Genomic DNA, 25,502 nt, shown 5'->3' on the forward strand with positions numbered 1-25,502 from the left:
GCCGTCGTCACCGGGACCACTCCGCCCCGACAGGCCGTCCGTCCCGTTCGGCAGGGGCGGGGCGGACCGCCATCGGACGCGCGCCGCGCTGCCGTGGCCGCTCTGGGGTCCCGCCCTCGCCGGGCTGGGCCTGCTGGTCCTGCCCGTGCTCGGCCTGGTGGCGCGCGCCGACTGGGTCCGGCTGCCCGAGCTGGTCACGAGCGACGCCGCGCTCACCGCGCTGGGGCTGTCCCTGCGCACCGCGGCCGCCTCGACCGCGCTCTGCCTGCTCCTGGGTGGCCCGCTGGCCGTGGTGCTCGCCAGGGGCCGACCGCCCGGCCTGCGCGTGCTGCGCTCGCTGGTGTTGCTGCCCCTGGTGCTGCCGCCCGTCGTCGGCGGGCTCGCGCTCCTCTACCTGTTGGGGCGGACGGGACTGGTCGGGCGCTACCTCGACCTCTACCTGGGTGTCCGCGTCCCCTTCACCACGACCGCCGTGGTGCTGGCCCAGACGTTCGTCGCGATGCCGTTCCTCGTCGTGAGCCTGGAGGGCGCGCTGCGCACCGCCGGGGACCGCTACGAAACCGTCGCCGCCACGCTCGGCGCCCGCCCGTGGACGGTGTTCTGGCGCGTCACGGTGCCGCTGCTGCTGCCGGGTCTCGGCTCCGCCGTCGTGCTCGCCTTCGCCCGCGCGCTCGGCGAGTTCGGCGCGACCATCGCCTTCGCCGGGAGCCTGGCCGGCCAGACCCGCACGCTGCCGCTGGAGATCTACCTCCAACGGGAGTCCGATGTGGACGGAGCAGTGGCCCTGTCGCTGTTGCTCGTCGCGGTCGCCGCGGTCGTCGTCGTGCTGGCGCGGCCCCGTGCCGTGGAGGGAGCGCGATGACCCCGCGCTCGTCCGCGCTGGACGTCGACGTCGAGCTGGGCCGGCCCGGGTTCGCGTTGTCCGTGGCGTTGCGCGTGGAGCCGGGGGAGGTGCTGGCGGTGCTGGGGCCGAACGGCTCGGGCAAGTCCACGCTCCTCGGCGTGCTGGCCGGGCTGCTGCGGCCCGACCGGGGGCGCGTCGTCCTGGGTGGACGGACCCTCACCGACGCCGGCCGCGGCGCGCACGTGCCCCCGCACCGGCGCGGCGTCGGCCTGCTCGCCCAACAGCCCCTGCTCTTCCCGCACCTCACGGCGGAGGCCAACGTCGCGTTCGGCCCCAGGGCGCGGGGAGTGCCCCGACGGGCCGCGCGGGAGATCGCCCGGCGCTGGCTGTCCGAGGTGGACGTCCTGGAGCTGGCCGACCGCCGCCCCGCCGAGCTGTCCGGCGGTCAGGCCCAACGGGTCGCGGTCGCCCGCGCGCTCGCCGCCGAGCCCGACCTGGTGTTGCTGGACGAGCCGTTCGCCGCGCTCGACGTCGACGCCGCCCCCGCCCTGCGCGCCGTGTTGGGTCGGGTCCTGCGGGCGGGCGGGCGCACCGCCCTGGTCGTCACCCACGACCCGCTCGACGCCCTGGTGCTGTCCGACCGGCTGGTGGTGCTCGACGCCGGCGTCGTGGTGGAGGCGGGGCCGACGCGCCAGGTCCTCGCCCGGCCGCGCACCGCCTTCACGGCGCGGATCGCCGGGCTGGAGCTGGTCGCCGGGGTCGCCGCGCCGACCGGCCTGCGCGCCCCCGACGGCGCGGTGCTGGCCGGCCACCGGGAACCCGGCCTGGTGGACGGCGTCCCCGCCGTGGCGGTCTTCCCGCCGCGCGCCGTCGCCGTGCACCGGGAACGCCCGAACGGGAGTCCCCGCAACGTGTTCCCGGTGGTCCTGGCCGGGCTGGAGCCCCGCGCCGACGTCGTGCGGCTGCGGGCCGCCGCCGCCCCGGGCGGACCGGGCTGGGCCGAGGGCCTGTCCGCGGACGTCACCCCGGCCGCGGTGGCCGACCTCGGCCTGGAGCCGGGTCTGCCGGTGTGGTTCGCGGTGAAGGCGACGGAGGTCACGCTCTGTCCCGCTCCCGGCGAAACCGTGTCGGCGCGGTGACCCCGATGCGATGATGACGGGGTGACGCGAGCGGAGGACACCAGCGCCGAGTCCCGGTCCGGCTCGACCTCGAAGTCGGCCACCTGGAACTACCTGATGGACATGGACGGGGTGCTGGTGCACGAGGAACACCTCGTGCCCGGCGCCGACGAGTTCCTCGCCGAGCTGCGCTCCCACGGCGTCCCGTTCCTGGTCCTGACCAACAACTCGATCTACACGCCGAGGGACCTGAGGGCCAGGCTCCACCGCACCGGACTCGACGTGCCCGAGTCGGCCATCTGGACCTCGGCGCTGGCCACCGCCCGGTTCCTCGACACCCAGCGCCCCGGCGGCAGCGCCTACGTCATCGGCGAGGCCGGGCTCACCACCGCGCTGCACTCCATCGGCTACGTGCTCACCGACCGCGACCCCGACTACGTCGTGCTCGGCGAGACCCGCACCTACAGCTTCGAGGCGATCACCAAGGCGATCCGCCTCGTCGAGTCAGGGGCCCGGTTCATCGCCACCAACCCCGACGAGACCGGGCCGAGCCGCGAGGGCGTGCTCCCGGCGACGGGCTCGGTCGCGGCGCTGATCGAACGGGCCACCGGCCGCGCCCCCTACTTCGTCGGCAAGCCCAACCCGCTGATGATGCGGTCGGCGCTGCGCGCGCTGGGCGCCCACTCCGAGAACACGCTGATGATCGGCGACCGGATGGACACCGACGTCCGCACCGGGCTGGAGGCCGGACTCCAGACGATCCTCGTGCTCTCCGGGATCTCCGCGGCCGACACGGCCGAGCGGTTCCCGTACCGGCCGACCAAGGTCATCGGATCGGTGGCCGACCTGATCGGCAGGGTCACCGACCCGTTCGGCGACTGAGCGGGGGAGGGTGGCCGCCCGGCCCGGCGGCCACCCTCCCCAAAGCGGGGCCCAGCCGAAACGGGTTCAGCGGCGGGGCGCGAACGCCGTGCGGTCGTCGACGTCCACGATCGCCTTGCCCAGCGGCGTCAGCGAGACCGGGACCAGCTTGAGGTTCCCGACTCCCAGGGGGATGCCGACGACCGTCAGGCACTGCGCGATCCCGGTGACGACGTGCCCGAGCGCCAGCCACCAGCCGGCGACCAGGATCCACACGACGTTGCCGACGGCCGAGCCCGCGCCGGCCCCCGGGCGGTCCACGATGGTCCGCCCGAACGGCCAGAGCGTGTAGGCGGCCATCCGGAACGAGGCGATCCCGAACGGGATCGTCACGACCAGCACGCAGCACAGCACCCCGGCCAGGGCGTAGCCCAGCGCCATGAGCAGGCCGCCGAACACCAACCAGATGACGTTGAGCAGGAGCCGCACCGGGTCGATTGTGCCCGGGACCCGCCTCACTCGGGTTCGGCCGAGTCGGCGGCGCGGGCCGTGGCCTCGGCCCACCGGGGCGCCGCCTGGGACCGGGCCATCCCGCCCTGCTGGGGGAGGACCTCCAGCTCGCGGGCGGTCAGCGCCCCGGTCAGGTCGTCGGCGAGGCGCTCCGCGTTGTCCCTGATCAGTTCGGCCCTGCGGGACAACGACCCGTGCCACGAGCGTTGCGCCGCCGCCAGCCGGTCCAGCAGGTCGGCCTTGAGTCGCAGCCACTCCACGTGTTCCCAGCAGGCCCGGGGTCGGGCGGCGGACGTGTGGCGCATCGCGTCGTCGATCGCGGTCGCGATCCGTTCCAGGTCGCGATCAGTGATCATCGGACCCCCTCCGGGTGGGTGCGGACGCCGGTGAGGGGACGCCGCCCGGCCGGCGGTCGGCGCGCGGTGGCGGGCCGGCTCACGGCGGCCCGGTCCCTGGCCTGTTGTCCCATGCTCGTCATGCTCCACGGCGTCCTGGCTGGCGGGCGACCCCCTCATGCGACCGGTCCGGCGTTGCCGCCGGTGGTGTCATGGGGACGGGTCGGGCGCGTCGGTTGGGCGACGGCGCCCGTGACTACGTGACGCGTCAACTGTCCTTCCGTGACGCCGGATGGCGCAATCTTCACCCATTCGTGGATCAACCACGGAGCGTCAACACGATGAGCGCCAGGTTCAGGGCGATCACCGCGACCGCGACCGCCCACGCGACCACCGTGGTGCCCCGCCGGTTGACCGCGTCGCCCATCACCGACCGGCTCCCGGTCAGCAGCACCAGCGGGACCAACGCGAACGGGATGCCGAAGGACAGCACCACCTGGGACAGCACCAGCGCCCACGTGGGGTCGATCCCGGCCGCGAGGACGATCAGGGCCGGCGCCAGCGTCACCAGCCGCCGCGCCAGCAGCGGGACCCGGCGGCGCAGCAGGCCGCCCATCACCACCGCGCCGGCGTAGCAGCCCACGGCGGTGGAGGCGAACCCCGAGGCCAACAGGCCCACCGCGAACAGGGCCGCGACCGCCGCGCCGAGGGAGGAGCCCAGTGCGGCGTGGACCCCGTCGAGGGACTCGACGTCGGCCGCGCCGGGCAGGGCGCTCGCGGCCAGCAGCAGCATCGCCAGGTTCACCGCGCCGGCCAGGAGCATCGCGGCGGCCACGTCCGTGCGGGTGGCCCTGAGCAGGGTCCGCCGGGCGGGACCGGGCTCAGGGCGGCCGTGCCGGTCCCTGGCCAGGGCGCTGTGCAGGTAGACGGCGTGCGGCATCACGGTCGCGCCGAGCATGCCGGCCGCCAGCAGGACGCTCTCCGCGCCGTCGAACCGGGGCAGCAGGCCGGCCACCGCCCCGCCGGGGGAGGGCGGCGACACCAGCAGTCCGGCGGCGAAGCCGATCGTGATCACCACGAGCATGCCGGTGACCACGCGTTCGAAGGGCTGCTGCCCGCCGCGGTCCCGCACCACGAGCAACGCGGTCGACACCACGCCCGTGATCACGCCGCCCAGCAGCAGCGGGAGGTCGAACAGCAGCCGGAGCGCGACCGCCCCGCCGAGCACCTCCGCCAGGTCCGTCGCCATCGCGACCAGCTCGGCCTGCGCCCAGTAGGCCAGGCGCGCGGGCCGGGGCAGGTGGTCGCGCACCGCCTCCGGCAGCGAGCGACCGGTGACCAGCCCGAGCTTGGCCGACAGGTACTGGACCAGCCCCGCCATCACGTTGGCGCCCACCAGCACCCAGACGAGCAGGTAGCCGTAGCGGGCGCCGGCGGTGGTGTTGGTGGCCACGTTGCCGGGGTCGACGTAGGCGATGGCGGCGACGAACGCCGGGCCGAGGAGGGCGGCGCGGGAGCGGACCCGGGGCAGCGCCGTGCGCAGCGCGTCCCCCAGCGAAACCACGTGGCCCTCCCGTCCCCGCGACGCGTCACCGCGCGGGAGCGGGCGCGACCAGGTCGCCGACCACCCGCGCACGGTCCGACGTCACCCTCTTGTTGCAAACCTTATGCAACAGGGCGCGGTCGAGGGAGGGTGGGACCGACCACACCGCGCGGGCGGACCACCGGACCAGGGGATTGTGCGCGCCACCGCCCGCCAAGATCACTGACGGTAGGTGGCGCGTGACGAGGACAACTACTCAGAGGAGTCAATCGCTCCCCCGGCCGGCGTAGGGTGCGAGCGTGCCGCTGACCGTCGGTTTCGACCTGGACATGACGTTGATCGATCCGCGGCCGGGCATGGTCCGCGCGTTCGAGGTGCTCGCCGGCGAGACCGGCATCCCCCTGGACGGGGAGGCCTTCGCCGCCCACCTCGGCCCACCCCTGGAGTCGGTCTTCGCCGGCTACGGCCTGGACCAGCCGACGATCGACGCCCTCGTCGCCCGGTTCCGGGAGATCTACCCCGAGGTTGTCGTCCCGGTCACCGTCGCGCTGCCGGGCGCGGCCGAGGCGTTGGCCGCGGTGCGCGCCGCCGGCGGCAACACCGTCGTGGTCACCGGGAAGTACGCGCTGAACGCCGCGCGCCACCTCGGCGCCCTCGGCTGGGAGGTCGACCACCTCGTCGGCGGGCTGTGGTCGTCGGGGAAGGGCGCCGCGCTGCGACAGCACGGCGCCTCCGTCTACGTCGGCGACCACGTCGGGGACGTGCGCGGCGCCCAGGCCGCGGGGGCGGTGTCGGTCGGCGTGACGACCGGGCCCTGCACCGCCGAGGAGCTGGCCGGCGCCGGCGCGGACGTCGTGCTCGCCGACCTCACCGCGTTCCCCGACTGGCTCGCCGGGCACCTGGCCGGCGCCGGCGAGGACGACCTGGCGGCCGAGGCGGGCTGAGCGGTCAGCGCCGGCGCGCCCGGCGCGCGTCCCTGATCACCCCGATCACGCCGAGGGCCAGCCCGACGGGCAGACACAGCCCCGCGGTGGCGTTCAGCCACACGGGGAGTTCGGTCCGCCCGGTCGCGAACAACACGAAGATCGCGACCACGGCGAGCAGCCCGATCCCGAACAACGCCACCCCGACGGGGACCAACTTGGTAACACCAGCTCGCGCCTGCACGGAGTCCGAGCCTAGGCCGGTCGGGTGGATCTTGGTTCTCGGGCGGCCACGTCAGATGTTGCTTCGCACGACAGGTGGTGTTCTCGCTACGCTTGGGACGCGCGTCCCGGGCACGCCCGGGACGCGTTCGTCGTGCCGGGGCACGACGTGGGTAGCGGACTGAGGGAACGGTGAGAACAGTGCCGACCGGCAGGGTCAAGTGGTACGACGCGGAGAAGGGCTTCGGCTTCGTGACCCAGGACGGCGGGGAGGACGTGTACGTGCGCGCCTCCGCGTTGCCGCCCGGGGTGCCGGGGTTGAAGACCGGCCAGCGCGTCGAGTTCGGCGTCGCGGAGGGTCGGCGCGGACCGCAGGCACTGTCGGTGCGCCTGGTCGACCCGCTGCCGTCCGTGGTGGAGGCCCGGCGGCGGCCCGCCGAGGAGCTGCACGGCCTCATCGAGGACATGATCAAGCTCCTGGAGGCCAAGGTCCAGCCGGAGCTGCGGCGCGGTCGCTACCCCGACCGCAAGATGACCAAGCGGATCGCCGAGGTCGTCAGGGCGGTGGCGCGCGAGCTGGAGCCGTAGGCCACCAGGCCATCAGGCGTCGTGACGGACGCCGCACGCCGACCACGGGTCTGGCGTGCGGCGTCCGTCTCTTCACGCTTTTTGCCGTCGCCCACGGCCACCAGGCACGAGACACGAGAGCGGGCTCGTCCTCGCGTCCGCCCGCCCCGCACGGCGGTCGGACGAGGCGGACAGGTCGGACGGAGGGTGGCGCTCAGCCCCTGTCGTCCCGGTCGTCGACCGAGAGGACCCAGGTCGCCCGCGTCGGGAAGTCGATCCCGCCGTCCACGCGCTGGAACAACACCGCGCCGAACTGGTGCACCTCGACGGTCTCCAGTTGCGCGCCCTCCTCGGGCAGCCGCAGCGTGTACGCGAACTGCTTGTCGGGCGCGAAGACCTCACTGCGGCCGTCGACCCGCTCGCCACCGGGCACGCGGTAGCGGAACACCACCTGCCACGGGGTGGCGGCGACGCCGTCGTCGACCGAGATCTGCAACGGCCGGCCGGCCGGCACCCGGAGGACGGCGGCCGCGTCCGGGTCGGCGGAGCAGTTCTCCACGTTCTCGTCGCAGTGCTGGGTGGGGCGGACAGCGACCGAGTGGCCGGCGGCGTAGAAGGTCACCTCCGGCTTGGGCGGGGCCGAGCAGCCGGCCACCGCCAGGCCCGCCGCCGCCAGCACCAGGACGGCGGCACTCCTGCGGCGGGCACCTCGAACAGCGCTGACACCTTGACGACGCACGCTTCGACCCTACGTGGTGCCCTCCGCCGCGTCCGGCCCAGGTCCGCCGGCCGGGCGGCGTCCGGCGCGCCCCCTCAGGTGCGGGAGCCGGCGTCCGGGAACGGGCGGGTCGACCAGCTCCCCGGCTCGGCCGGCGGCTCGTCGGGGACCGTCTCCGGGCGCAGCGGCCGGTCGCCGCCGAGGCCGGGGACGAGCGAGGCCCCGCGCCGCGACAGCGCGGTCTGGGCCAGGCCCACCGCCAGCAGCGCGCCCACCACGGTGAACCCGATCCACCAGGTCGCGGGCAGCAGGAGGCCGAGCGCGCCGCCGAACACCCAGGTGAGCTGGAGGATCGTCTCGGACCGGCCGAAGGCGGACGCCCTGGACTGCTCCGGCATGTCGTCCTGGATCACCGCGTCCAGGCTGACCTTGGCCATGGCGCTGCCGGTGGCGCCGACCAGGCCGAGCACCGCGGCCGTGACGATGCCGGGGACCAGCGCCGCGACCGCCGTCATCGCCAGCACGCCCGACAGGCAGCCCAGGACCACCTGGTCCGGCCGGCCCACGTGCAGGCGGGCGCCCAGCCCGTTGCCGAGGAAGTTGCCGGCGCCGGCGGCCGCGCCGATGACGCCGAGCAGGACCACCTGCCGGCCGGGGGAGTGCTCGGTCTCCGCCTTGATCACGAACGCGGCGAACAGGGTGAGGAACCCGGTCAGCACCCGGATGGTCCCGTTGCCCCACAGCGCGACGACCACGTGGCGACCCATCGGCTGCCGGCGCGGCTTGTGCGGGTGCCGGCTCAGTGACGCCGGCACCTCGCCCTCGGTCACCTCGACCCACGCGGGGATGCGCAGGCACAGCCAGGTCGCGGCCACGCACAACGCGGCGGTGAACCACAGCGCGCCGGGGGAGTCCAGCAGCGCGGCGAACCCCGCCGCGACCGCGCCGAACACGCCGCCGGCGGCCAGGCCGAACGCGGTGAGCCGCGAGTTCGTCTTGACCAGCGTGATCTCCGGGGGCAGCACGCGGGGCGTCACCGCCGCCTTGAGCACGCCGAAGGACTTCGACAGCACCATGCTGCCCAGCGCCGCCGGGTAGAGCAGCCAGTCGTCGAAGTGCAGCGCCATGACCGCGGCCAGGACCACCCGCCCGGCGAAGGACGCGGCCAGCGCGATGCGCCGGCCCCGCTGCAACCGGTCGAGCGCGGGACCGACCAGCGGCGCGATCACCGCGAACGGCGCGACGGTGATCAACAGGTAGAGGGCGACCTTGCCCCGGCTCTCGGCGGTCGCGGCGGAGAAGAAGAGTGTGTTGGCCAAGGCCACGGCGATCGCGGCGTCCACCGCGTAGTTGGCCATGACGGTGTAGGTGAGCTTCGCCAGCCCCGACCGGTCCGCGCCGTCGGCGTGGGCCGCCCGGCGGAAGGCGTCCACGGCCTGCTGCGTGAGCTGGCGTCCCCGCCAGAACGCGACCCGCGTGACGGTGAGCTTCCTGGGGAGCTGGGGCGCGCCGGGGGAGGGCGCCTCGTCCCGCGCGCCGGCGCCGTCGTCCTCGCCGGCCCGCCCGGCGGACAGGCGCCGCGTGCCCTGGGGGCCGTGGAGCGAGTCGCGGGGCGGCAGCGGCGGCAGCGGCCGCCGCCGGACCGGCTCGGTCGGGGCGTGTTCGATCGGGAAGGGGCGGGTGGTGCGCCACGGCCGGGTCGGGGCCGACGAACCCCGGTAGTCCGGGTCGTCCTGCCAGGGGTACCGGCGTTCCGTCGGGGGGTCCGGCCGACGAGCGCCGTCACCGCCCGGACGGCCGCTGGGCGTGCCGTCGGGACGTTCGGCGGGCCCGGACCTGGTCACGCCTTCAATCCTGCCCCAACCGGGTCACCCGCCGCGCGGTTCCGCCGGGCGCCGGCCGGCGGCGTCCGTGTGATCCTCGGCGTGGTCCTCGTCTTGTCCTCGTCGTTCCTCCGCGGCCTTCGTGTCCTCCGTGTCCTCCGCGTCCTCCGTGTCCTCCGTGTCCTCTGAGGGCTCCGCCGTGGGGGCCGACGTGTGGCCCGCCGTGTGGCCTCGGAGGCGGTCGTCCGCCCGGCCGGCGCGTCACCGGAACGCGGCGCTCAGTCGACCGGCACGAACCGGACCCGGAACATGCTCGGCCAGTTCTTGCCCGTGACCAGGAACTGGTCGGTGCCGCGCACGGCCGCGACCCCGTTGAGCACGTCGGCGCCCGCCCGCTCGTGCGCCGGGAGCAGCCCGGACGCGTCGGCCACCCCGGTCACCCTTCCGGAGGCCGGGTCGATCCGCACGATCTCGTCGCTGCCCCACACGTTCGCCCACACGGCCCCCGCGGCGCACTCCAGCTCGTTGAGCCGGGTCTGCTCCTCCCCACCGCGCCGCACCACGACCTGGCCGGTCGGCTCGAAGGTGGTCGGGTCGCGGAAGGCCAGGCGGGCCCCGCCGTCGCTCATCACCAGCCGGGAGCCGTCGAAGCACAGCCCCCAGCCCTCGCCGGCGTAACCGACCCGCCGCACCTCGGTGAGGCTGGCCCTGTCCCACTGCACGGCCACGCCCTCACGCCACGTGAGCTGCCAGATCCGGTCACCGACGACCGTGACGCCCTCGCCGAACAACGGTGGCGGCAGCTCCGCGCGCCGGCGCACCGCGCCCGTGGCCGGGTCGACCTCCCGCAACGAGGAGGCTCCGACCCGGCCGGTGCCCTCGTAGAGGACCCCGTCGGCCAGCTCCAGGCCCTGGGTGAACGCCGACCGGTCGTGCGGGAGCGTGGCGAGCACGTCCACGCGCAGCCGCGCGGGGGCGTCCGCGCCGGCGACGCCGCCGCACGCGGTGAGCGCGAGCAACCCGGTCAGCAGGACAACGCGCCTCCGCATGGCCCCAGCCTGGCACGTCGCCGGCGCCGTCGCCGCCGAGCGCGTCCGGGTGGCGCGGCCCTCACCCGGGAGGGCGGGCGGGGTGCGGGAGCGGCCGGGGAGGTGGGGCACAATCGGGGGCGTGACGCCAACGCCCACTTCGAGCGAGACCGGCTCGCCGGGTCGAGCCACGGTTGCCGGGGACGTCGGCGGCACGGGGGCCCACCGCGATCCGGATCCCGTGCTGGCCGGTGCGGTGGAGCTCGCCCGCGCGGCCGCCAGGGAGGAGGCCGGCGCCGACGGCGTGGGCGCGCACGTCGGAGCGCAGGCCGAGGACGACCCGGCCGGCGCCGCCGTCACTCACCTGTTCGAGGCGGTGCTGCCCGGCTACGCCGGCTGGCGGTGGGCGGTCACCGTCGCGTGGGCGGGTCCCGGCACGCCGGTGACGGTGAGCGAGGTCGTGCTGCTGCCCGGCCCCGACGCGCTGGTGGCCCCCGACTGGGTGCCGTGGCAGCAGCGGGTGCGCGCCGGGGACCTCGGCGTCGGCGACCTGCTGCCCACCGCGCCGGACGACCCGAGGCTGGCCCCGGCCTACCTGGCCAGCGACGACCCGGCCGTGGAGGAGGTCGCGCGCGAGGTCGGCCTCGGCCGGCTGCGGGTGCTGTCCCGGCACGGCAGGACCCTGGCCGCCGAGCGCTGGCACCGGGGCGACTTCGGGCCGCGCAGCGAGATGGCGCGCAGCGCGCCGGCCACCTGCGGCACCTGCGCCTTCTACCTGCCCCTCGCGGGCTCCCTGCGGGCCGCGTTCGGCGCGTGCGGCAACGAGTACGCCCCGGCGGACGGCCGCGTCGTGCACGCCGAGTACGGCTGCGGCGCCCACTCCGAGGCCGAGATCGACACGTCGCCGTCGGTGCCGGTCGCCGAGGTGGTCTACGACGACGCGGTGCTCGACGTCGAGCCGCTGCCGGCGGGCGTGGCGACCCCGGCGAGCGCCGGGACCGGCCCGCGGAACGCCTGAGCCCATGACCGCCGACCCGTTCGGCACCGCCGCCCTGCGGGGCGCGGTGCTGGACGCCTGGCGCGGGTCCCCGACGCGGTTCCGGGAGGACGCCAACGCCGAGGAGGACCTGCACTTCGGCGGCTACCGGGACCGGCTGCTCGTCGAGCTGGCGCAGAACGCCGCCGACGCGGCCGCGCACGCGGGGGAGCGGGAGCGGGGGCGGGTGCGGCTCGCGGTCGTCGACGGCGAGCTGCGGGTGGCCAACACCGGAGCGCCGCTGGACGCGGCCGGGGTCGCGGCGCTGGCGTCGTTGCGGGCCTCGGCGAAGCGCGAGTCGGGCACGGTGGGCCGGTTCGGCGTGGGCTTCGCCGCCGTGCTCGCCGCCACCGACGCGCCGAGGATCGTGTCCACCGGCGGCGGGGTGGCGTTCTCGGCGGAACGCACCAGGGCCGAGGTGGCCGGCGTTCCCGAGCTGGCCGACGAGCTGGCCGGCCGGGGCGGGGCCGTTCCCGTGCTGCGGCTCGTGTGGCCGGTGGAGCCGGGGGAGCCCCCGCCGCCCGAGGGGTTCACGACCGAGGTGCGGCTGCCGTTGCGCCAGGACGTCGACGCGGACGCCCTGCTCGCGTCGTGCGCCGAGCAGGCGGGCGACCTGCTGCTCGCCCTGCCGGCGCTGGAGCGGATCGAGGTCGCCGACCGCGTGTGGTGGCGAGAGGGCGAGCTGGACACCGGGCGGGTGGTCGTCCACGACGGCGAGGACGCGACGCGGTGGCTGGTCCTGCGGCGGCACGGTCGCCTGGCTGAGCCGGCGCTGAGCGGGCTGGCGACCGAGGCCCGTGAGCGTCCAGAGTGGACGGTCTGCTGGGCGGTGCCGGTCGGCGGGGACGACGATCCGCGGCCGGTGACCGAGGACGTGCTGCACGCGCCGACCCCCACCGACGAGCGCCTGTCGTTGCCGGCCAGGCTGGTGGCCACCCTGCCGGTGGAGCCGTCGCGGCGGCGGCTGCTGCCGGGACCGGCGACCGACGCGGTGCTCGACGCGGCTGCCGCCGCCTACCCAGACCTGGTGTTGGCGACGCCGGCGGGGCGGCGCACCGCCCTGGTGCCCCTCCCCGACTTCCCTCTGTCCGAAGTGGACGGAGTCCTGCGCGGGCGCGTGCTGGAGGAGCTGCGGCGGGCGGAGTGGCTGCCGGCCGCGACCGGGGAGCGGCTGCTCGCGCCCTCGGTCGCGCGGGTGCTGGACGCCCCGGTGGACGAGCTGGCTCCGCTGCTGGCCGAGGTGGTGCCCGAGCTGGTGGCTCCGGAGTTCTCCGCCCCGGCGCACGCGCGGGCGCTCACGGCGCTCGGCGTCCCCCGGCTGACCCCGGCCGAGGTGGCGGCGGCCCTGGCCGGGCTGGACCGGGAGCCGGCGTGGTGGGCCCGGGTGTACGCCGCCCTCCTCACGTGGGTCGAGGCCGACCCGTCGGCGCGGGAGGAGCTGGGCGCGTTGCCCGTCCCCCTGGTGGACGGGCGGGTCGTCACCGGGCCGAGGGACGTCCTGCTGCCGGAGGCGGACCGCGCCGCGCTCGACGCCCTCTCTGGTCAGTCCACTGTGGACTACCCAGGGTTCGGTGCTCCCGACCTCGGCGGCCTGCGCGTCGCGCACCCCGACGCGGCGCACCCGTTGCTGGAGCGCCTTGGCGCCCGCCGCGCGGGACCGGCGGAGCTGCTGGAGGCGTTGCGGGAGCCGGTGGAGCGCGGCGTCGACGACGCCGAGGCGGGCGTCGACGCCGCTCCGCTCACCGAGACCGTGCTCCTGCTCGCCGACCGGGCCGGCCTGCGCCCCGGCGAGCTGCCGTGGCTGTCCGCGCTGGCCATGACCGACGCGGACGGCGAGGTCTGCCGGGCGGACGAGCTGGTCCTGCCCGGCTCGGCGCTGCTGGACGTGCTCGCCGAGGACGCTCCGCTGCGCGAGCTGTCCGAGGAGTACGCCCGGCGCTGGCCGGCCAGCCTGCTCACGGCCGTCGGCGTGCTGGACCGGTTCCCGCTGCTCGTCGACGAGACGCCCGGCGGCCCCGACCACGACCTGGCCGACGAGGAGGAGTGGTGGGCCAGCCGGCCGACGCCGCCGGAACGGCTCGTCGCCGTGCGCGACCTGGACCTGGTGGCCGAGGACGCGTGGCCGGCCGCCCTGCGGCTGCTGGCCGCCGACCCCGACACCCGGCGGGCGTTGCGCGAGCCCGGCTACACCACCTGGTGGCTGGCCCGGCACGCGCGTCTGGCCGGTCGCCCGCCCCGGCACTGGCGGCTGCCGGGGGCCGACGACCTCGCCGGCCTGTACGAGGTGATCCCGCCAGGGAGCGCCGCCGACCTCGACCCCGCGGTGCTGGTCGCCGCCGGCGTGCGGGAGCGGTTGGCGGTGGCCGACGCCGAGGACGCCGCCGACCTGGTGCGGCGACTGGGCGACCCGGACCGGCTGGTCGCGCCCGGTGTCGCCCTGCGCGCGCACACCGCCCTGGCCCAGGCCGTGGCCGACCGGGTCGTCGACCCGGCCGAGGTCGACCCTCCCGACAGGGTCAGGACGCTGACCGGGGCGGCCGTGCCCGCCGACGACGCCGTCGTGCTCGACGTGCCCTGGCTGCTGGGCGTCCTCGACCCCGGCCGGGTCGTGGCCGGTGGCCGCGCGGAGTCCCTGGCCGAGCTGCTCGACCTGCCCCTCGCCGCCGACGAGGTGGTCGGCGAGGTGCGCGGCGCGGGGCGGGAGCTGGACTGGTCCGACCTGGACGGCGTGGCCGACGCGTGCGGGCTGACCGGCCGCGCCCTGCCCGAGGACCCGCTCGTGGTCCACGAGCGACTCGTGGTGCGGGTGGCCGACGGCGACGTCGCCGTGCCGTGGTGGGTCGACGACGACGGGGTGCTGCACGCCGTCGAGGACCCGACCGGGCTGTCCCGGGCGTTGGCGTGGGCGCTGGGCCGCTGGGACGACCGGCACCTGCTCGCCGCGCTGCTGGCCGACCCGCACGGGCCGTCCCCGGTCACCTACCTGGGCTGACGGCGCGGCGTCCCCGGTCAGTCGGCGTCGGTGTCATCAGTCGGTGTCGGTGCCGTCATTCGGTGTCGGTGTCGTCAGTCGGCGCCGGCCAGTCGGCGTCGGGGCCGGCGAACGACGAGCGTTGCCGGGGAAGCCGGTCGGGCAGCACCGTCGGTCGCGCCCCGTGCTCACTGAGCCAGCGTCGCAGCTCCTCGGCGTGCAGGTCGTGGTCCCCGACGTGGGTCGGCCCGGAGAAGGTCCCCGTCAGGCCGTGCACCACCGTGTTGTCGTCGATCCAGACGTCGAAGACCACGTCGTCCAGCCGCGCGTTGGTCAGGTCGGCGCCCCGCAGGTCGACCCGCTCCAGCCGGCAGTGGTCCAGCCTGGCCGAGCGCAGGCTGACGTCCCTGGCGGTGGCGCCCCAGCAGGAGGCGTCGTGGAGGTCGGCGTGGTCCAGGCGCGCCCCGGTGAGGTCGGCGCTGTCCAGCTCGGCGGCGACCATCGTGGCGTCCCTGAGGTCGGCGACGGTGAGCCGCGCCCCGTTGAGGTGGGCGCCGGTCAGGTCGGCGCCGGCGAGGACGACGCCGCGCAGGTCGCTGTCGTTGAGCCAGGCCCCCGCCAGGTCCGCCCCGGACAGGTCGGCTCCCCGGAAGTCGAGGTCGTCGGCGAACAGCGCGCCCCTGGGCTCGGCCAGCCACGCCTGGAGCGCCCGGGTCGCGTCCGGGTCCTCCGGCCAGCTCCTGACCGCGCGCCTGGCGCCCATGGCAACACCGCCCCTCGCCGTCGCCACGAGTACACACCGGCTCGGAGGAGCGCGCGCGGCGTCGCGGAGGACCGGGCCGACGCCTCAGCACGACCGCGCGGACGGCGGGGAGAGGAGGGGACGGGCGGTCAGAGTCCCTGTTGCGCGCCCCGCGAGCCGCGGCGGACCGCCGCCCGCTGCCACCGGATGACCAGCAGGCCGAGGCCGCCCAGCAGCCAGCCGGTGAGCGAGGTCCAGAACCACACGCCCGGACCCGCGCCCAGCACCACCTGGGTGACAAGGAGGACACAGAACGTCACGAACCACGCGGCGCTGCCCACGAACACCAGCGGATCGGGGTTCACCAGGGTGCGGGGCAGCGGAGGCAACGCCCGGAGTCCACCGGCCGCCGAGGAGCCCTCACCCGCCCGATCGGGGGCAACGCCGCCCGGCTCCGTGGGCGTCGCACCCGGGTCGCGTTCGCTCGCCTGCACCACGTCAGGCAGGCTACCTGCCGCAACGATTACCACTAACGGGGGAGAGGATGGCGAGCACCTCCACCGCCCGCTCCGGACTGGACCGCTTCTTCCGGATCTCCGAGCGCGGCTCCACCATCGGCCGCGAGGTCCGCGGCGGCGTGGTCACGTTCGTGACCATGGCCTACATCATCGTGCTGAACCCGCTGATCCTGGGCAGCTTCTCCGCGGACGACCCGGGGGCCAAGCGCGACCTGCTGGGCCACGTCCTGCCCGTGCCGCAGGTCGCGGCGGTCACCGCCCTGGTGGCCGGGGTCATGACCATCCTGTTCGGCCTGGTCGCCAACTACCCGTTCGCGATCGCCACCGGCCTGGGCATCAACACGCTGCTGGCGGTGACCATCGCCCCGCAGATGACCTGGCCCGAGGCGATGGGCCTCGTCGTCGTGGACGGCCTGATCATCCTGCTGCTGGTGGCCACCGGCTTCCGCACCGCCGTGTTCAACGCGGTGCCGGCGGAGCTGAAGGCGGCCATCTCGGTCGGCATCGGGTTGTTCATCTGCCTCATCGGCCTGGTCGACGCCGGGTTCGTCCGCCGCGTCCCCGACGCCGCGAACACCACCGTGCCGGTCGGGCTGGGCATCAACGGCTCCATCGCGTCCTGGCCCACGGCCATCTTCGTGTTCGGGCTGCTCCTGACCGGCGTGCTGGTCGCGCGGCGGGTCAGGGGCGGGCTGTTGATCGGCGTGCTCGGCACCACCGTCCTGGCGATCGCGCTGGAGGCGGTCGTCAACGTCGGCCCGTCGCACGGCAGCAACGCCAAGGGCTGGAACCTGGGCTACCCGGCGCTGCCGGACAAGGTCGTGGACCTGCCGGACCTGTCGCTGTTCGGCGACGTCTCGTTCGGCGCGTGGACCCGGCTGCCGGCGATCACCGTGGCGCTGCTGGTGTTCACGCTCGTGCTGGCGAACTTCTTCGACGCGATGGGCACCATGACCGGCCTCGGCAAGGAGGCCGGGCTGGTGGACAAGGACAACCAGTTGCCGGGTGTCGGCAAGGCGTTGTTCGTGGAGGGTGTGGGCGCGGTCGCCGGCGGTGTCGGCTCGGCGTCGTCCAACACCGTCTTCGTGGAGTCGGCCGCCGGCATCGCCGAGGGCGCGCGCACCGGCCTGGCCAACGTGGTCACGGGCGTCCTGCTGCTCGCCGCGATGTTCCTGACCCCGCTCTACCAGGTGATCCCGGTGGAGGCCGCCGCGCCCGCGCTGGTCGTGGTGGGCGCGCTGATGATCGGCCAGATCCGGGAGATCGACTTCTCGGACTTCACGATCGGCCTGCCCGCGTTCCTCACCATCGTGGTGATGCCGTTCACCTACTCGATCGCCAACGGGATCGGCGCCGGCTTCATCAGCTACGTCGTGTTGCGTTCCGCCACGGGCCGGGCGCGCTCCGTCCACCCGCTCATGTGGGTGGTGGCGGTGGCCTTCGTCGCCTACTTCGCCATCGGTCCGATCCGCGCCGCGTTCGGCGCCTGAGCCAGCGCGTTCCCGGCCGCCCTCCCGGCGGGGCGGCGTGTCATGACGCCTTCCGCCGCGGGCGGCCGGGAACGCTCAAGATCCACACGGAGGCAGATCGTGAGGTACGCTAAGGATGTGTCGGACGTGGAGGAGCCCGAGCCGTCGCTGGCCAGCCGCCTGCGACTGGCCGTGGTCCGCCTCAACCGGCGTCTGCGGGCGCAGCGCACCGACTCGTCGGTGACACTGACCCAGATCTCGGCGCTGTCCTGCCTGTACAACTGGGGTCCGCTGACCCCGGGCGAGCTGGCCGCCAAGGAGGGCGTGCAGCCCCCGTCGATGACCAGGGTGATCGCGGCGCTTGAGGAGCACGGGTTCGTGACCCGCCGCCCGCACCCGACCGACGGCCGCCAGGCGATCGTCGAGGTGACCGACGAGGGACGCCGGTTCGTCAGGGCCGAGGTCTGCGCCAGGGAGCGCTGGCTGGACCAGCGGCTCGCCGCGCTCGACACCGAGGAACGGGCGGTGCTCACGCGCGCCGCGGAGATCATCGACAGGATGGCGGGGCAGTAACGAGTGACTTCCACGGGTGGTCAGGGAATCCAGCGGATCGACGACACCCACCCACCCGACGTCAGCTCCCCCACCCGTCCCGGCGGTAGCACCGCGCCACCGTCGGCCACCACGTCACCCACCAGCCCGCCGGCCGGGCCGACGTCCGGCCACGCGCCGCGCCCGGCCCCGGAAGACACCCGGCGGGGCGGCCGAGGCGGGATGTTCGCCTCGCTCCGGGTGCGCAACTACCGGCTCTTCGCCTCCGGCCAGGTCGTCTCGCTCGTCGGCACCTGGATGCAGCGCGTCGCCCAGGACTGGCTGGTGCTCCAGCTCTCCGGCGGCAACGCGCTCGCGCTCGGCGTCGCGGCCGCCCTCCAGTTCGCCCCGACCCTGCTGCTCTCGCTGTGGGCCGGCGTCCTCGCCGACCGCTACGACAAGCGCAGGCTGCTGATCGTCATCCAGGCGGGCATGGGCCTGTCCGGCCTCGTGCTCGGCCTGCTCGACGTGGCGGGCACCGTCCAGCTCTGGCACGTCTACGCGCTGTGCGTCGCGCTCGGCGTCTTCAGCGCGCTCGACACCCCGGTGCGCCAGGCCTTCGCGCAGGAGATGGTCGGCCCCGACCAACTCGCCAACGCCGTCGCGCTGAACGCCATGACGTTCAACGTCGCGCGCATCGTCGGCCCCGCGGTCGCCGGCGTCGCGATCACGATGGTCGGCACGGGCTGGGTGTTCCTCATCAACGCGGCGACGTTCGTCGGCGTCCTCACCGGCCTGTTCCGGATGGACCCCGCGCGGCTGTTCCGCGGCCAGCCGGCGCCCCGGCGGCGGGGCCAGATCAGGGAGGCCCTGCGGTACGTCCGCGCGAGGCCCGACCTGGTCGTGGTGATGACGCTGGTGGGTCTGGTCAGCACCTTCGGGCTCAACTTCCAGACCACGCTCGCCTACGTGGCCAGCGACGTGTTCCAGCGGGACGCCGACGGCTACGGGCTGCTGTCCACGATGCTGGCCGTCGGCACGCTGACCGGCGCGACGCTCGCCGCCCGGCGCAGCACGCGGGGGCGGCCGAGGATGCGGCTGCTCATCGGCGGCGCGCTCGCGTTCGGGCTGCTGGAGGCGGCGGCCGGCGTCATGCCGTCCTACCTCGCGTTCGCGGCGTTGCTCGTGCCGACGGGCGCGGCGACCCTGACCTTCACCACGACCGCCAACGCGACCGTCCAGCTCTCCACGGACGCGGCGATGCGGGGCAGGGTCATGGGCCTCTACCTGCTGATCTTCATCGGGTGCACGCCGGTGGGCGGCCCGCTGATGGGATGGGTCGGCGACCACTACGGCGGCCGCGCGCCCCTGGTCCTGGGCGGACTGTTGTCGGCCCTGTCCGCGCTGGCGTGCGGGATCGTCCTCGCCCGCAGGGGTGGCTTCCGCCTGAGGTTGCGGCGCTGGTCGGACTTCCGGGTGGTGCGCCGGCCCTGACGGTCGCCGCCGGCCTTGATGGCCTCCACCGGCCGGTCACCGCCGGCCCCTGACGCCGCCGCCCCTGACGCTGGCGCTGGCTCTGACGGCGCTGCCTCTGACGGCGCGGGCCCGTCGCCCGCGCACCCTTCGGTGGCCCCGCGCCGGATCCCGTCGAGACGCCCGGACTTCCCGGACCCCCGACCCACCTCACCGAGGTCAGCCCCCACCCGTCCCGGGGGGCGAGCCCCGCTCCAGCCTAGCGATCAGCCGGCACCCGACGACAGCGCAATCGGCCCGCCTGTGGATAACTCGGCCCGAGAAGGCCCGACGTCACTCCACCGTCGGGTCACCGAGCCCACCCATCCACAGCACCAGGGTCAACGGGTTGCGGGAGAGGGCGTGACGTGCTCACCACCGCCGGCTGACACTGTCCCCGCCGGAAAAGGTGACAGCCTCCGGGACGCAGGAGGTGCCCGTGCTCGCGATGACCCACGGATGGGTTCCGTTCGCGCTCGTCTGCGTGGTGTTCGTGGCGGTGACCGCGCTCGTGGGGCGCGCGGCCGGGCTCTTCGCGGCCCGGCCCGTGCTGTGGGCCGCCGTCAGGGCCGTCGTCCAGCTCGCGGTCGTGTCCACCGTGGTCGCCGTGGTCCTCGCGTCGTTGCCGTTGTCCGCGGGCTTCCTCCTGCTGATGGCCGTGGTCGCCACGGTGACGGCGGCCAGGCGCGCGAAGGCGGCGCGTGTCCTCCCGGTCGCCCTGGCCGTCCTCGGCGGGGCGGTGCCCGCGTTGGGGCTCCTGCTGGCCAGTGGTCTGGTCCCTCCGCGCGGCGTGGCCGTCGTGCCCCTGGGTGGCATCCTCATCGGCGGCGCGATGACGGCGACGACCCTGGCGGCGCGCCGCGCCCTCGACGTGCTGGAGCAGCGCCGGGGCGAGTACGAGGCCGCGTTGGCGCTGGGGTTCACCGAGGCCGAGGCGGCGCGGGAGCTGGTGCGCCTTCCCGCGGCCGACGCCCTCCTGCCGGCGTTGGACCAGACCCGCACGGTCGGCCTGGTCACCCTGCCCGGGGCGTTCGTCGGGATGGTGCTCGGCGGGGCGCCCGCGTGGGAGGCCGGCGCGGTCCAACTGCTGGTCCTGCTGGCGTTGTTGGCCGTCGAGGCGGCGGCGATCGCCGTGGTCGTGGAGCTGGTCGCGCGGGGCGCCGTGCGCAGGACTTCCCAAAGCAGTGAAGTTAGGCTAACCTAACCAACGTCCGCTTCGTGGTGGGAGCGGCAGTCAGTTCGGGAACGCACGAGGCCCCGCCCTCCGACCGGAGGGCGGGGCCTCGTGGCACGTGAGGGACCCGAATACACGTCGAGGCCCCCGGAAGGGGGCCTCGACGCGGTGGCCGTCGGAGCTTGTCGGAGCATCCACGGCCAGATCGGGTGGAGACTCAGACGGTCTCCGGCACCCACAGGCCGTTGTCGCCGGCGCGGGCCTTCTCGAAGCGGCGCTGGACGTCCGCCCAGTTCACCAGGCTCCACAGGTTCTCGACGTAGTCCGGGCGCACGTTCTTGTACTGGAGGTAGTACGCGTGCTCCCAGCAGTCGAAGACGAGCAGCGGGGTGGCGCTGATCGACAGGTTCGAGTGGTGGTCGTAGAGCTGGTGCACCACCAGGCGCTTGCCGATCGGCTCCCAGGCCAGGACGCCCCAGCCGGAGCCCTGCACGGTGGTGGACACCGCGGTCATCTGGGCGCGCATCTTGTCGTACGAGCCGAAGAACTCGTCGATCGCCGCGGCCAGCTCGCCGGTCGGCTTGTCGCCGCCCTCGGGGCTGAGGTTGTTCCACCACACGACGTGCATCGCGTGGCCGGCGAGGTTGAACGCCAGGGTCTTCTCCAGGCCCACGATGGAGCCGAAGTCGCCCTTGTCCCGCGCTTCCTCGATCTTGTCCAGGGTGTCGTTGACGCCCTTGACGTAGGCGGCGTGGTGCTTGCTGTGGTGCAGCTCGTTGATCTCGCCCGCGATGGCCGGCTGGAGTGCGCCGTAGTCGTAGGGCAGGTCCGGCAGGACGTACCGACCCAATTCCGCCTCCTTGGTCAGGGTTCCCGCTCCAGTTGCAAGCCTTCCTCAGTTGCAACCTAGTGGCAACTGATCTCCGCTGTGACACGGACCCCTCCGTCGGCGTCGGCGCGCCCCCTGGCACGACGGGGCCCGACCCCGCCGCGCCCGCGAGGTCGGGCCCACGTGAGGGGGCTCCTGGGGGACAGCCCCCTCGGCTCAGGTGAGGTCGTAGTCGAGGGTGTAGGCCATGGTCGTCGGGTCGAGGGCGGTGAAGGTGCCCTCGCCGCGCAGGCCGGCCAGCTCGCCGGTGCCGGACCCGGGGACGACCGACCACGTGCCGCGCACGGACTCGCCGTCCCACTCCCCGGCGGCGCGGAGGACGAAGCCGCCGGAGCGGCCGCCGAGCCGGCCCTCCACGTGGTCCAGCCCGCAGAAGCTGGAGGACCTCTCGTCCGGGTGGGCCGTGAGCGTGACCTGAGTCCAGACGCCCTCGATGTCGCCGTGGCAGCGCCAGGTCACCACGGCGCGGGCGATCCGCCCGCCCCCGTCCCACTCCCGGACCGGGTGCTCCTCCCAACTCTCGTGCGTGAGCGTTCCCCTGGCGTGGCTCGTCATGTCCCGAAGATCCCCGTCATACCTGTCACCTTCTGTCAGGTATTCCCGGACACTTGGGGAGCATGAGGGCGAGCCGGTTGTTGTCGATCCTGTTGCTCCTCCAGACCAGGGGGCGGATGACCGCGCAGGAGTTGGCCGACGAACTCGAGGTCTCGGTGCGCACCGTCTACCGGGACATGGACTCCCTGAGCGCCGCGGGCGTCCCCGTCTACGCCGACCGGGGGCGCACCGGCGGGTACCAGGTCCTCCAGGGCTACCGGACCCGGCTGACGGGGCTGAACACCGACGAGGCGGAGTCGCTGTTCCTCGCGGGCGCGCCGGGGCCCGCCTCCGAACTCGGGTTGGGCAGCGTCCTCGCGGCGGCGCAGCTCAAGCTCCTCGCCGCCCTGCCGCCGGAGCTGAGGTCCCGTGCCGGGCGCATCCGCGAGCGCTTCCACCTCGACGCGCCCCGCTGGTTCAGCGACGACACGCCCTCCCACCTGGCGGAGGTGGCCGAGGCGTTGTGGAACCAGCGCCCGATCCAGGTGCGGTACCGCATGTGGGACGGCAAGGGCGAGGTGACGCGCCGGCTGGAGCCGCTGGGCATCGTGCTCAAGGCCGGCACGTGGTACCTGGTGGCCCGCTCAGGGGAGCACCTGCGCACCTACCGCGTGTCCCGGCTGTTGGAGCTGACCGTCCTCGACGAGCACTTCGAGCGGCCGGAGGACTTCGACCTGGTCGCGTACTGGCGGTCGTGGACGGAACGCTTCGAGACCGGGATGTACCGGGACAAGGCCGTGGTGCGCCTGTCGCCCCGGGGGATGCAGATGTTGTTCCTGCTGGGCTCGGTGGTCAGCAAGCTGGCCAGGGAGAGCGCGGGGACGCCCGATCCCGACGGGTGGGTCGAGGTGAAGCTGCCCATCGAGTCCGTGCGGCACGCCGAGGTCGACCTGTTGCGCCTCGGCGCCGAGGTGGAGGTGCTGGCGCCGCAGGAGCTGCGGGAGCGGATCGCCGACACCGTCCAGGCCATGACCCAGCTCTACGCGAGCTGACGCCAGGGCCGGGCCATGGCCGTCAGGGTCGGGCGCGGGGTCAGGCGACCGGCCAGTTGTGGACCGGTTCCCCGGCGTGCATGTGTTCGACGTAGCGGTGGAGCATCGCGGCCAACGCCGCCTCCCGGTCCATGCCGCGGGACTCCAGCAGGGACACGGTCTCCCGCTGCCACACCGAACCCGTGCGCCGGGCGACGCAGCGTTGTTCGATCAGGCCGAGGTACCGCTCCCGCGCGGCGTCGGACACGCCGCACGCGCGCAGGCCCTCGTGCGCCATGGGCAGCAGACGGCGCAGCACCAGCTCGTCGGGGGGCACCCAGCCGATGCCCGGCCAGTAGAGCTGGGCGTCCAGGCCGTGCTTGGCGCCGGCGTAGAGGTTCTCCTCGGCCGCCTGGAACGACATCTGTGTCCACAGTGGACGTTCCTGGTCGCACAACGCCCGCTGCGCGCCATAGAAGAAGGCGGCGTTGGCGATGGTGTCCACCACGGTCGGCCCCGCCGGCAGGACGCGGTTCTCCACCCGCAGGTGCGGAACCCCGTCGACGAGGTCGTACACGGGGCGGTTCCACCGCCACACCGTCCCGTTGTGCAGCCTCAGCTCCGAGAGCTGCGGCGCGCGGCCGTCCTCCAGCGCCTCCAACGGGTCCTCGGACTCCGACTCCGGCAGGAGCGCGGGGAAGTAGCGCACGTTCTCCTCGAACAGGTCGAAGATCGACGTGATCCACCGCTCCCCGAACCAGACCCTGGGCCGCACGCCCTGGTTCTTCAGCTCCTGCGGGCGGGTGTCCGTGGCCTGCTCGAAGATCGGGATGCGGGTCTCGTGCCACAACGCCCGCCCCAGCAGGAACGGGGAGTTCCCCGCGAGCGCGACCTGCACGCCGGCCAGGCACTGCGCCGCGTTCCAGTGCGCCGCGAAGTCCTTCGGCGCCACCTGGATGTGGCACTGCACGGAGGTGCAGGACGCCTCCGGCAGGATCGACTCGGAGAAGCAGCGCAGCTTCTCCTTGGGGCGGCCCGGCATGGGGACGCCGTCCACCTCCAACACGATCTCCTCGCCGCGCGAGGCGAAGATCTGCCGGTTGAGCATCGTGTACCTGGGACCCACCGACAGCCAGTGCGGGTCGAAGTGCTCCCGCCGCAACGTCGGGAGCATCCCGATCATCACCAGCGCCGCGCCCGCGTCCCTGGCCTTGGCGTTGGCCGAGTTCAGCGAGTCGCGCAGGTCGCGCTCCAGCTCCAGCGCCTCGTCCCCGGCCAACGGCCGCGGCGGCACGTTGATCTCGATGTTGTGCTGGCCGAGTTCGGTCTGGAAGCACGGGTCGGAGATCTTCTCCAGCACGACGGTGTTCGCCATCGCCGGGCGCAACACCTCGTCCACGAGGTTCAGCTCGATCTCCAGCCCCATCTGTTGCCTCGGGAAGTGGAACGCGTCGTTCGCGAGCATCCGGGCCAACGCGTCCAGACAGCGCTGCACCTTCTCCCGGTAGCGCTGTCGGTCCTCCCGCGAGAACTTCCGTTCGCTGACGTCCCTACCCATGCCGTTTCCCCTCCGGTCGGCCTGGTTCGGAAGCGGTTCCGGGGATGGCCCACCGTGACACAGGGTCGACAGGTCCGCTAGCGTCCAAACCGGTGCACTGCGTGACATTCGGATCACGCTGAGCAAGGGACCGCTGGTCACCGGCTCGTCCGCTCCGGTGTTCGGGGCTGCCCGGACGTGGCCGATGCGACACTGGGCCGGTGGCACGCCTGATCGAGATCTCCGACCCGGCCGACGAGCGGCTGGCCGACTTCCGCGACCTCTCCCGGGCCGACCGCCGCCCCGACCGCCCCGGCGGCCGGGGCCTGGTGATCGCCGAGGGCGTCGTGGTCGTGCGTCGCCTGGTCGCCTCGCCGTACCCGGTGCGGGCGCTGCTGGGCGTGCGACGGCGCATGGACGCGCTCGCCGAGGACCTCGACCAGCTCGACGTGCCGGCCTACGTGACCTCCGCCGAGGTCATGGCCGAGGTCGTCGGGTTCCACCTCAACCGGGGCGTGCTCGCCTCCGCCGACCGCGCGCCCCAGCCGACCGTGGAGGAGCTGACCGACCCCGCGCGCGGAGCGCGGTGCCTGGCCGTGCTGGAGGGCGTCGGCGACCACGAGAACCTCGGCGCGATGTTCCGCAACGCCGCCGCGCTGGGCGTCGACGGCGTGCTGCTCGGGGCCGGGTGCGCCGACCCGCTGTACCGGCGCAGCGTGCGCGTGTCGATGGGGCACGTCCTGCGGGTGCCGTTCGCCGCGCTGGAGCCGTGGCCCCGAGGGCTCTCCCTGTTGCGGGACAAGGGGTTCCGGGTGGTGGCGCTGACCCCGAGGGCCGACTCCGTGCCCCTGCGGGACGCCGGTCTGGACCGCGGCCGCGTCGCCCTGCTGCTGGGGTCCGAGGGGCCGGGCCTGACCGAGGAGGCCATCGCGGCCGCCGACTCGGCGGTGCGCATCCCCATGGCCTCCGGCGTGGACTCCCTGAACGTGGCGACGGCGGCGGCGATCGCCTTCCACGCGGCGGCGCGGCCCTGACCCGGCTCGAACGATCTTCATCCGCCGTCCGC

25 protein-coding genes are annotated in these 25,502 nt (G+C 74.5%); 13 read left to right on the plus strand and 12 right to left on the minus strand.

What is annotated here, in order from left to right; genetic code table 11:
* Positions 1 to 88: 88 nt before the first annotated feature.
* From LX15_RS16085 to LX15_RS16095, 3 genes are all read left to right on the plus strand, one after another.
* Positions 89 to 862 (plus strand): ABC transporter permease, encoded by a 774-nt coding sequence (locus LX15_RS16085; protein ID WP_253670454.1) that lies wholly within the window; start codon positions 89 to 91, stop codon positions 860 to 862.
* The gene (locus LX15_RS16090) at positions 859 to 1,983 is read left to right on the plus strand and encodes a sulfate/molybdate ABC transporter ATP-binding protein (RefSeq protein WP_253670404.1); all 1,125 of its coding nucleotides are present in this window, start codon (positions 859 to 861) and stop codon (positions 1,981 to 1,983) included. Before LX15_RS16085 ends, LX15_RS16090 begins: the two co-directional genes overlap by 4 nt.
* A 96-nt stretch (positions 1,984 to 2,079) precedes the next feature.
* A complete protein-coding gene (locus LX15_RS16095) occupies positions 2,080 to 2,844 on the plus strand; it encodes an HAD-IIA family hydrolase (protein WP_253670455.1) in 765 nt (254 codons plus the stop codon).
* A 66-nt stretch (positions 2,845 to 2,910) separates the two neighbouring features.
* On the opposite strand, the gene LX15_RS16100 is transcribed toward LX15_RS16095, so the two are convergent.
* From LX15_RS16100 to LX15_RS16110, 3 genes are all read right to left on the minus strand, one after another.
* Positions 2,911 to 3,312, minus strand: coding sequence for a YccF domain-containing protein (locus LX15_RS16100; RefSeq protein WP_253670405.1), 402 nt, complete (start codon positions 3,310 to 3,312; stop codon positions 2,911 to 2,913).
* A gap of 26 nt (positions 3,313 to 3,338) precedes the next feature.
* Positions 3,339 to 3,689, minus strand: a complete 351-nt coding sequence (locus LX15_RS16105) for a hypothetical protein (RefSeq protein WP_253670406.1) — start codon at positions 3,687 to 3,689, stop codon at positions 3,339 to 3,341.
* A 298-nt stretch (positions 3,690 to 3,987) separates the two neighbouring features.
* Positions 3,988 to 5,223, minus strand: a complete 1,236-nt coding sequence (locus LX15_RS16110; protein WP_301304707.1) for an Nramp family divalent metal transporter — start codon at positions 5,221 to 5,223, stop codon at positions 3,988 to 3,990.
* A 287-nt stretch (positions 5,224 to 5,510) separates the two neighbouring features.
* On the opposite strand from LX15_RS16110, the gene LX15_RS16115 reads away from it, so the two are divergent.
* The gene (locus LX15_RS16115; protein WP_253670408.1) at positions 5,511 to 6,155 is read left to right on the plus strand and encodes an HAD family hydrolase; all 645 of its coding nucleotides are present in this window, start codon (positions 5,511 to 5,513) and stop codon (positions 6,153 to 6,155) included.
* A 4-nt stretch (positions 6,156 to 6,159) separates the two neighbouring features.
* Here LX15_RS16115 and LX15_RS16120 read toward each other — a convergent pair whose 3' ends face one another.
* The gene (locus LX15_RS16120) at positions 6,160 to 6,378 is read right to left on the minus strand and encodes a hypothetical protein (protein WP_253670409.1); all 219 of its coding nucleotides are present in this window, start codon (positions 6,376 to 6,378) and stop codon (positions 6,160 to 6,162) included.
* A gap of 179 nt (positions 6,379 to 6,557) precedes the next feature.
* Between LX15_RS16120 and LX15_RS16125 the strand changes: the two genes are divergently transcribed.
* Complete coding sequence (locus tag LX15_RS16125; RefSeq protein WP_073480119.1) at positions 6,558 to 6,944, plus strand: cold-shock protein; 387 nt, start codon at positions 6,558 to 6,560, stop codon at positions 6,942 to 6,944.
* A gap of 193 nt (positions 6,945 to 7,137) precedes the next feature.
* Here the strand turns inward: LX15_RS16125 and LX15_RS16130 are convergent, their stop codons facing one another.
* The 3 genes from LX15_RS16130 to LX15_RS16140 all read right to left on the minus strand — a co-directional run bounded on the left by LX15_RS16130 (position 7,138) and on the right by LX15_RS16140 (position 10,513).
* Entirely contained in the window at positions 7,138 to 7,662 is a 525-nt protein-coding gene (locus LX15_RS16130) for a DUF2771 family protein (protein WP_253670410.1), read from the minus strand.
* A gap of 74 nt (positions 7,663 to 7,736) precedes the next feature.
* Positions 7,737 to 9,485 carry an MFS transporter gene (locus tag LX15_RS16135; protein ID WP_253670411.1) on the minus strand — a complete coding sequence of 583 codons (1,749 nt, stop codon included), beginning with the start codon at positions 9,483 to 9,485 and terminating at the stop codon, positions 7,737 to 7,739.
* 257 nt (positions 9,486 to 9,742) lie between these two features.
* The gene (locus tag LX15_RS16140; RefSeq protein ID WP_253670412.1) at positions 9,743 to 10,513 is read right to left on the minus strand and encodes a glutaminyl-peptide cyclotransferase; all 771 of its coding nucleotides are present in this window, start codon (positions 10,511 to 10,513) and stop codon (positions 9,743 to 9,745) included.
* A 220-nt stretch (positions 10,514 to 10,733) separates the two neighbouring features.
* Between LX15_RS16140 and LX15_RS16145 the strand changes: the two genes are divergently transcribed.
* Entirely contained in the window at positions 10,734 to 11,510 is a 777-nt protein-coding gene (locus LX15_RS16145) for a DUF3027 domain-containing protein (protein ID WP_253670456.1), read from the plus strand.
* Positions 11,511 to 11,514: 4 nt separating this feature from the next.
* Complete coding sequence (locus LX15_RS16150; RefSeq protein ID WP_253670413.1) at positions 11,515 to 14,520, plus strand: sacsin N-terminal ATP-binding-like domain-containing protein; 3,006 nt, start codon at positions 11,515 to 11,517, stop codon at positions 14,518 to 14,520.
* Between the two features lie 55 nt (positions 14,521 to 14,575).
* Here LX15_RS16150 and LX15_RS16155 read toward each other — a convergent pair whose 3' ends face one another.
* Positions 14,576 to 15,262 (minus strand): pentapeptide repeat-containing protein, encoded by a 687-nt coding sequence (locus LX15_RS16155; protein ID WP_253670414.1) that lies wholly within the window; start codon positions 15,260 to 15,262, stop codon positions 14,576 to 14,578.
* A 128-nt stretch (positions 15,263 to 15,390) separates the two neighbouring features.
* Positions 15,391 to 15,738 (minus strand): DUF2530 domain-containing protein, encoded by a 348-nt coding sequence (locus LX15_RS16160; RefSeq protein ID WP_253670415.1) that lies wholly within the window; start codon positions 15,736 to 15,738, stop codon positions 15,391 to 15,393.
* A gap of 47 nt (positions 15,739 to 15,785) precedes the next feature.
* Here LX15_RS16160 and LX15_RS16165 point away from each other — a divergent pair, with 47 nt between their 5' ends.
* From LX15_RS16165 to LX15_RS16180, 4 genes are all read left to right on the plus strand, one after another.
* On the plus strand, positions 15,786 to 17,249 hold the full coding sequence (locus LX15_RS16165; protein WP_253670416.1) for an NCS2 family permease: 1,464 nt from the start codon (positions 15,786 to 15,788) through the stop codon (positions 17,247 to 17,249).
* 99 nt (positions 17,250 to 17,348) lie between these two features.
* On the plus strand, positions 17,349 to 17,801 hold the full coding sequence (locus LX15_RS16170) for a MarR family winged helix-turn-helix transcriptional regulator (protein WP_253670417.1): 453 nt from the start codon (positions 17,349 to 17,351) through the stop codon (positions 17,799 to 17,801).
* Positions 17,802 to 18,002: 201 nt separating this feature from the next.
* On the plus strand, positions 18,003 to 19,253 hold the full coding sequence (locus LX15_RS16175; protein WP_253670418.1) for an MFS transporter: 1,251 nt from the start codon (positions 18,003 to 18,005) through the stop codon (positions 19,251 to 19,253).
* 466 nt (positions 19,254 to 19,719) lie between these two features.
* Positions 19,720 to 20,475: an ABC transporter permease gene (locus LX15_RS16180; RefSeq protein ID WP_253670457.1), complete on the plus strand. Its 756-nt coding sequence runs from the start codon at positions 19,720 to 19,722 to the stop codon at positions 20,473 to 20,475.
* Between the two features lie 187 nt (positions 20,476 to 20,662).
* On the opposite strand, the gene LX15_RS16185 is transcribed toward LX15_RS16180, so the two are convergent.
* Together LX15_RS16185 and LX15_RS16190 are read right to left on the minus strand one after the other, a co-directional pair.
* Positions 20,663 to 21,295, minus strand: a complete 633-nt coding sequence (locus LX15_RS16185) for a superoxide dismutase (RefSeq protein ID WP_253670419.1) — start codon at positions 21,293 to 21,295, stop codon at positions 20,663 to 20,665.
* A 195-nt stretch (positions 21,296 to 21,490) separates the two neighbouring features.
* Entirely contained in the window at positions 21,491 to 21,889 is a 399-nt protein-coding gene (locus LX15_RS16190; protein WP_253670420.1) for a DUF3224 domain-containing protein, read from the minus strand.
* A 62-nt stretch (positions 21,890 to 21,951) separates the two neighbouring features.
* Here LX15_RS16190 and LX15_RS16195 point away from each other — a divergent pair, with 62 nt between their 5' ends.
* Positions 21,952 to 22,920, plus strand: a complete 969-nt coding sequence (locus tag LX15_RS16195; RefSeq protein WP_253670421.1) for a helix-turn-helix transcriptional regulator — start codon at positions 21,952 to 21,954, stop codon at positions 22,918 to 22,920.
* A 40-nt stretch (positions 22,921 to 22,960) separates the two neighbouring features.
* On the opposite strand, the gene LX15_RS16200 is transcribed toward LX15_RS16195, so the two are convergent.
* Positions 22,961 to 24,457, minus strand: a complete 1,497-nt coding sequence (locus LX15_RS16200; protein ID WP_253670422.1) for a glutamate-cysteine ligase family protein — start codon at positions 24,455 to 24,457, stop codon at positions 22,961 to 22,963.
* Between the two features lie 200 nt (positions 24,458 to 24,657).
* Here LX15_RS16200 and LX15_RS16205 point away from each other — a divergent pair, with 200 nt between their 5' ends.
* Positions 24,658 to 25,470 (plus strand): TrmH family RNA methyltransferase, encoded by an 813-nt coding sequence (locus tag LX15_RS16205; RefSeq protein ID WP_253670423.1) that lies wholly within the window; start codon positions 24,658 to 24,660, stop codon positions 25,468 to 25,470.
* Positions 25,471 to 25,502: the final 32 nt, after the last annotated feature.

Source organism: Streptoalloteichus tenebrarius (assembly GCF_024171885.1).
Lineage (GTDB): Bacteria > Actinomycetota > Actinomycetes > Mycobacteriales > Pseudonocardiaceae > Streptoalloteichus > Streptoalloteichus tenebrarius.

Excerpts from the sequence above, each read along its gene's own strand:
- LX15_RS16090 (WP_253670404.1), top strand. The coding sequence starts at position 859 with ATGACCCCGCGCTCGTCCGCGCTGGACGTCGACGTCGAGCTGGGCCGG.
- LX15_RS16095 (WP_253670455.1), top strand. The coding sequence starts at position 2,080 with ATGGACATGGACGGGGTGCTGGTGCACGAGGAACACCTCGTGCCCGGC.
- LX15_RS16105 (WP_253670406.1), bottom strand. The coding sequence starts at position 3,689 with ATGATCACTGATCGCGACCTGGAACGGATCGCGACCGCGATCGACGAC.
- LX15_RS16140 (WP_253670412.1), bottom strand. The coding sequence starts at position 10,513 with ATGCGGAGGCGCGTTGTCCTGCTGACCGGGTTGCTCGCGCTCACCGCG.
- LX15_RS16150 (WP_253670413.1), top strand. The coding sequence starts at position 11,515 with ATGACCGCCGACCCGTTCGGCACCGCCGCCCTGCGGGGCGCGGTGCTG.
- LX15_RS16155 (WP_253670414.1), bottom strand. The coding sequence starts at position 15,262 with ATGGGCGCCAGGCGCGCGGTCAGGAGCTGGCCGGAGGACCCGGACGCG.
- LX15_RS16165 (WP_253670416.1), top strand. The coding sequence starts at position 15,786 with ATGGCGAGCACCTCCACCGCCCGCTCCGGACTGGACCGCTTCTTCCGG.
- LX15_RS16175 (WP_253670418.1), top strand. The coding sequence starts at position 18,003 with ATGTTCGCCTCGCTCCGGGTGCGCAACTACCGGCTCTTCGCCTCCGGC.
- LX15_RS16180 (WP_253670457.1), top strand. The coding sequence starts at position 19,720 with ATGACCCACGGATGGGTTCCGTTCGCGCTCGTCTGCGTGGTGTTCGTG.
- LX15_RS16190 (WP_253670420.1), bottom strand. The coding sequence starts at position 21,889 with ATGACGAGCCACGCCAGGGGAACGCTCACGCACGAGAGTTGGGAGGAG.
- LX15_RS16195 (WP_253670421.1), top strand. The coding sequence starts at position 21,952 with ATGAGGGCGAGCCGGTTGTTGTCGATCCTGTTGCTCCTCCAGACCAGG.
- LX15_RS16200 (WP_253670422.1), bottom strand. The coding sequence starts at position 24,457 with ATGGGTAGGGACGTCAGCGAACGGAAGTTCTCGCGGGAGGACCGACAG.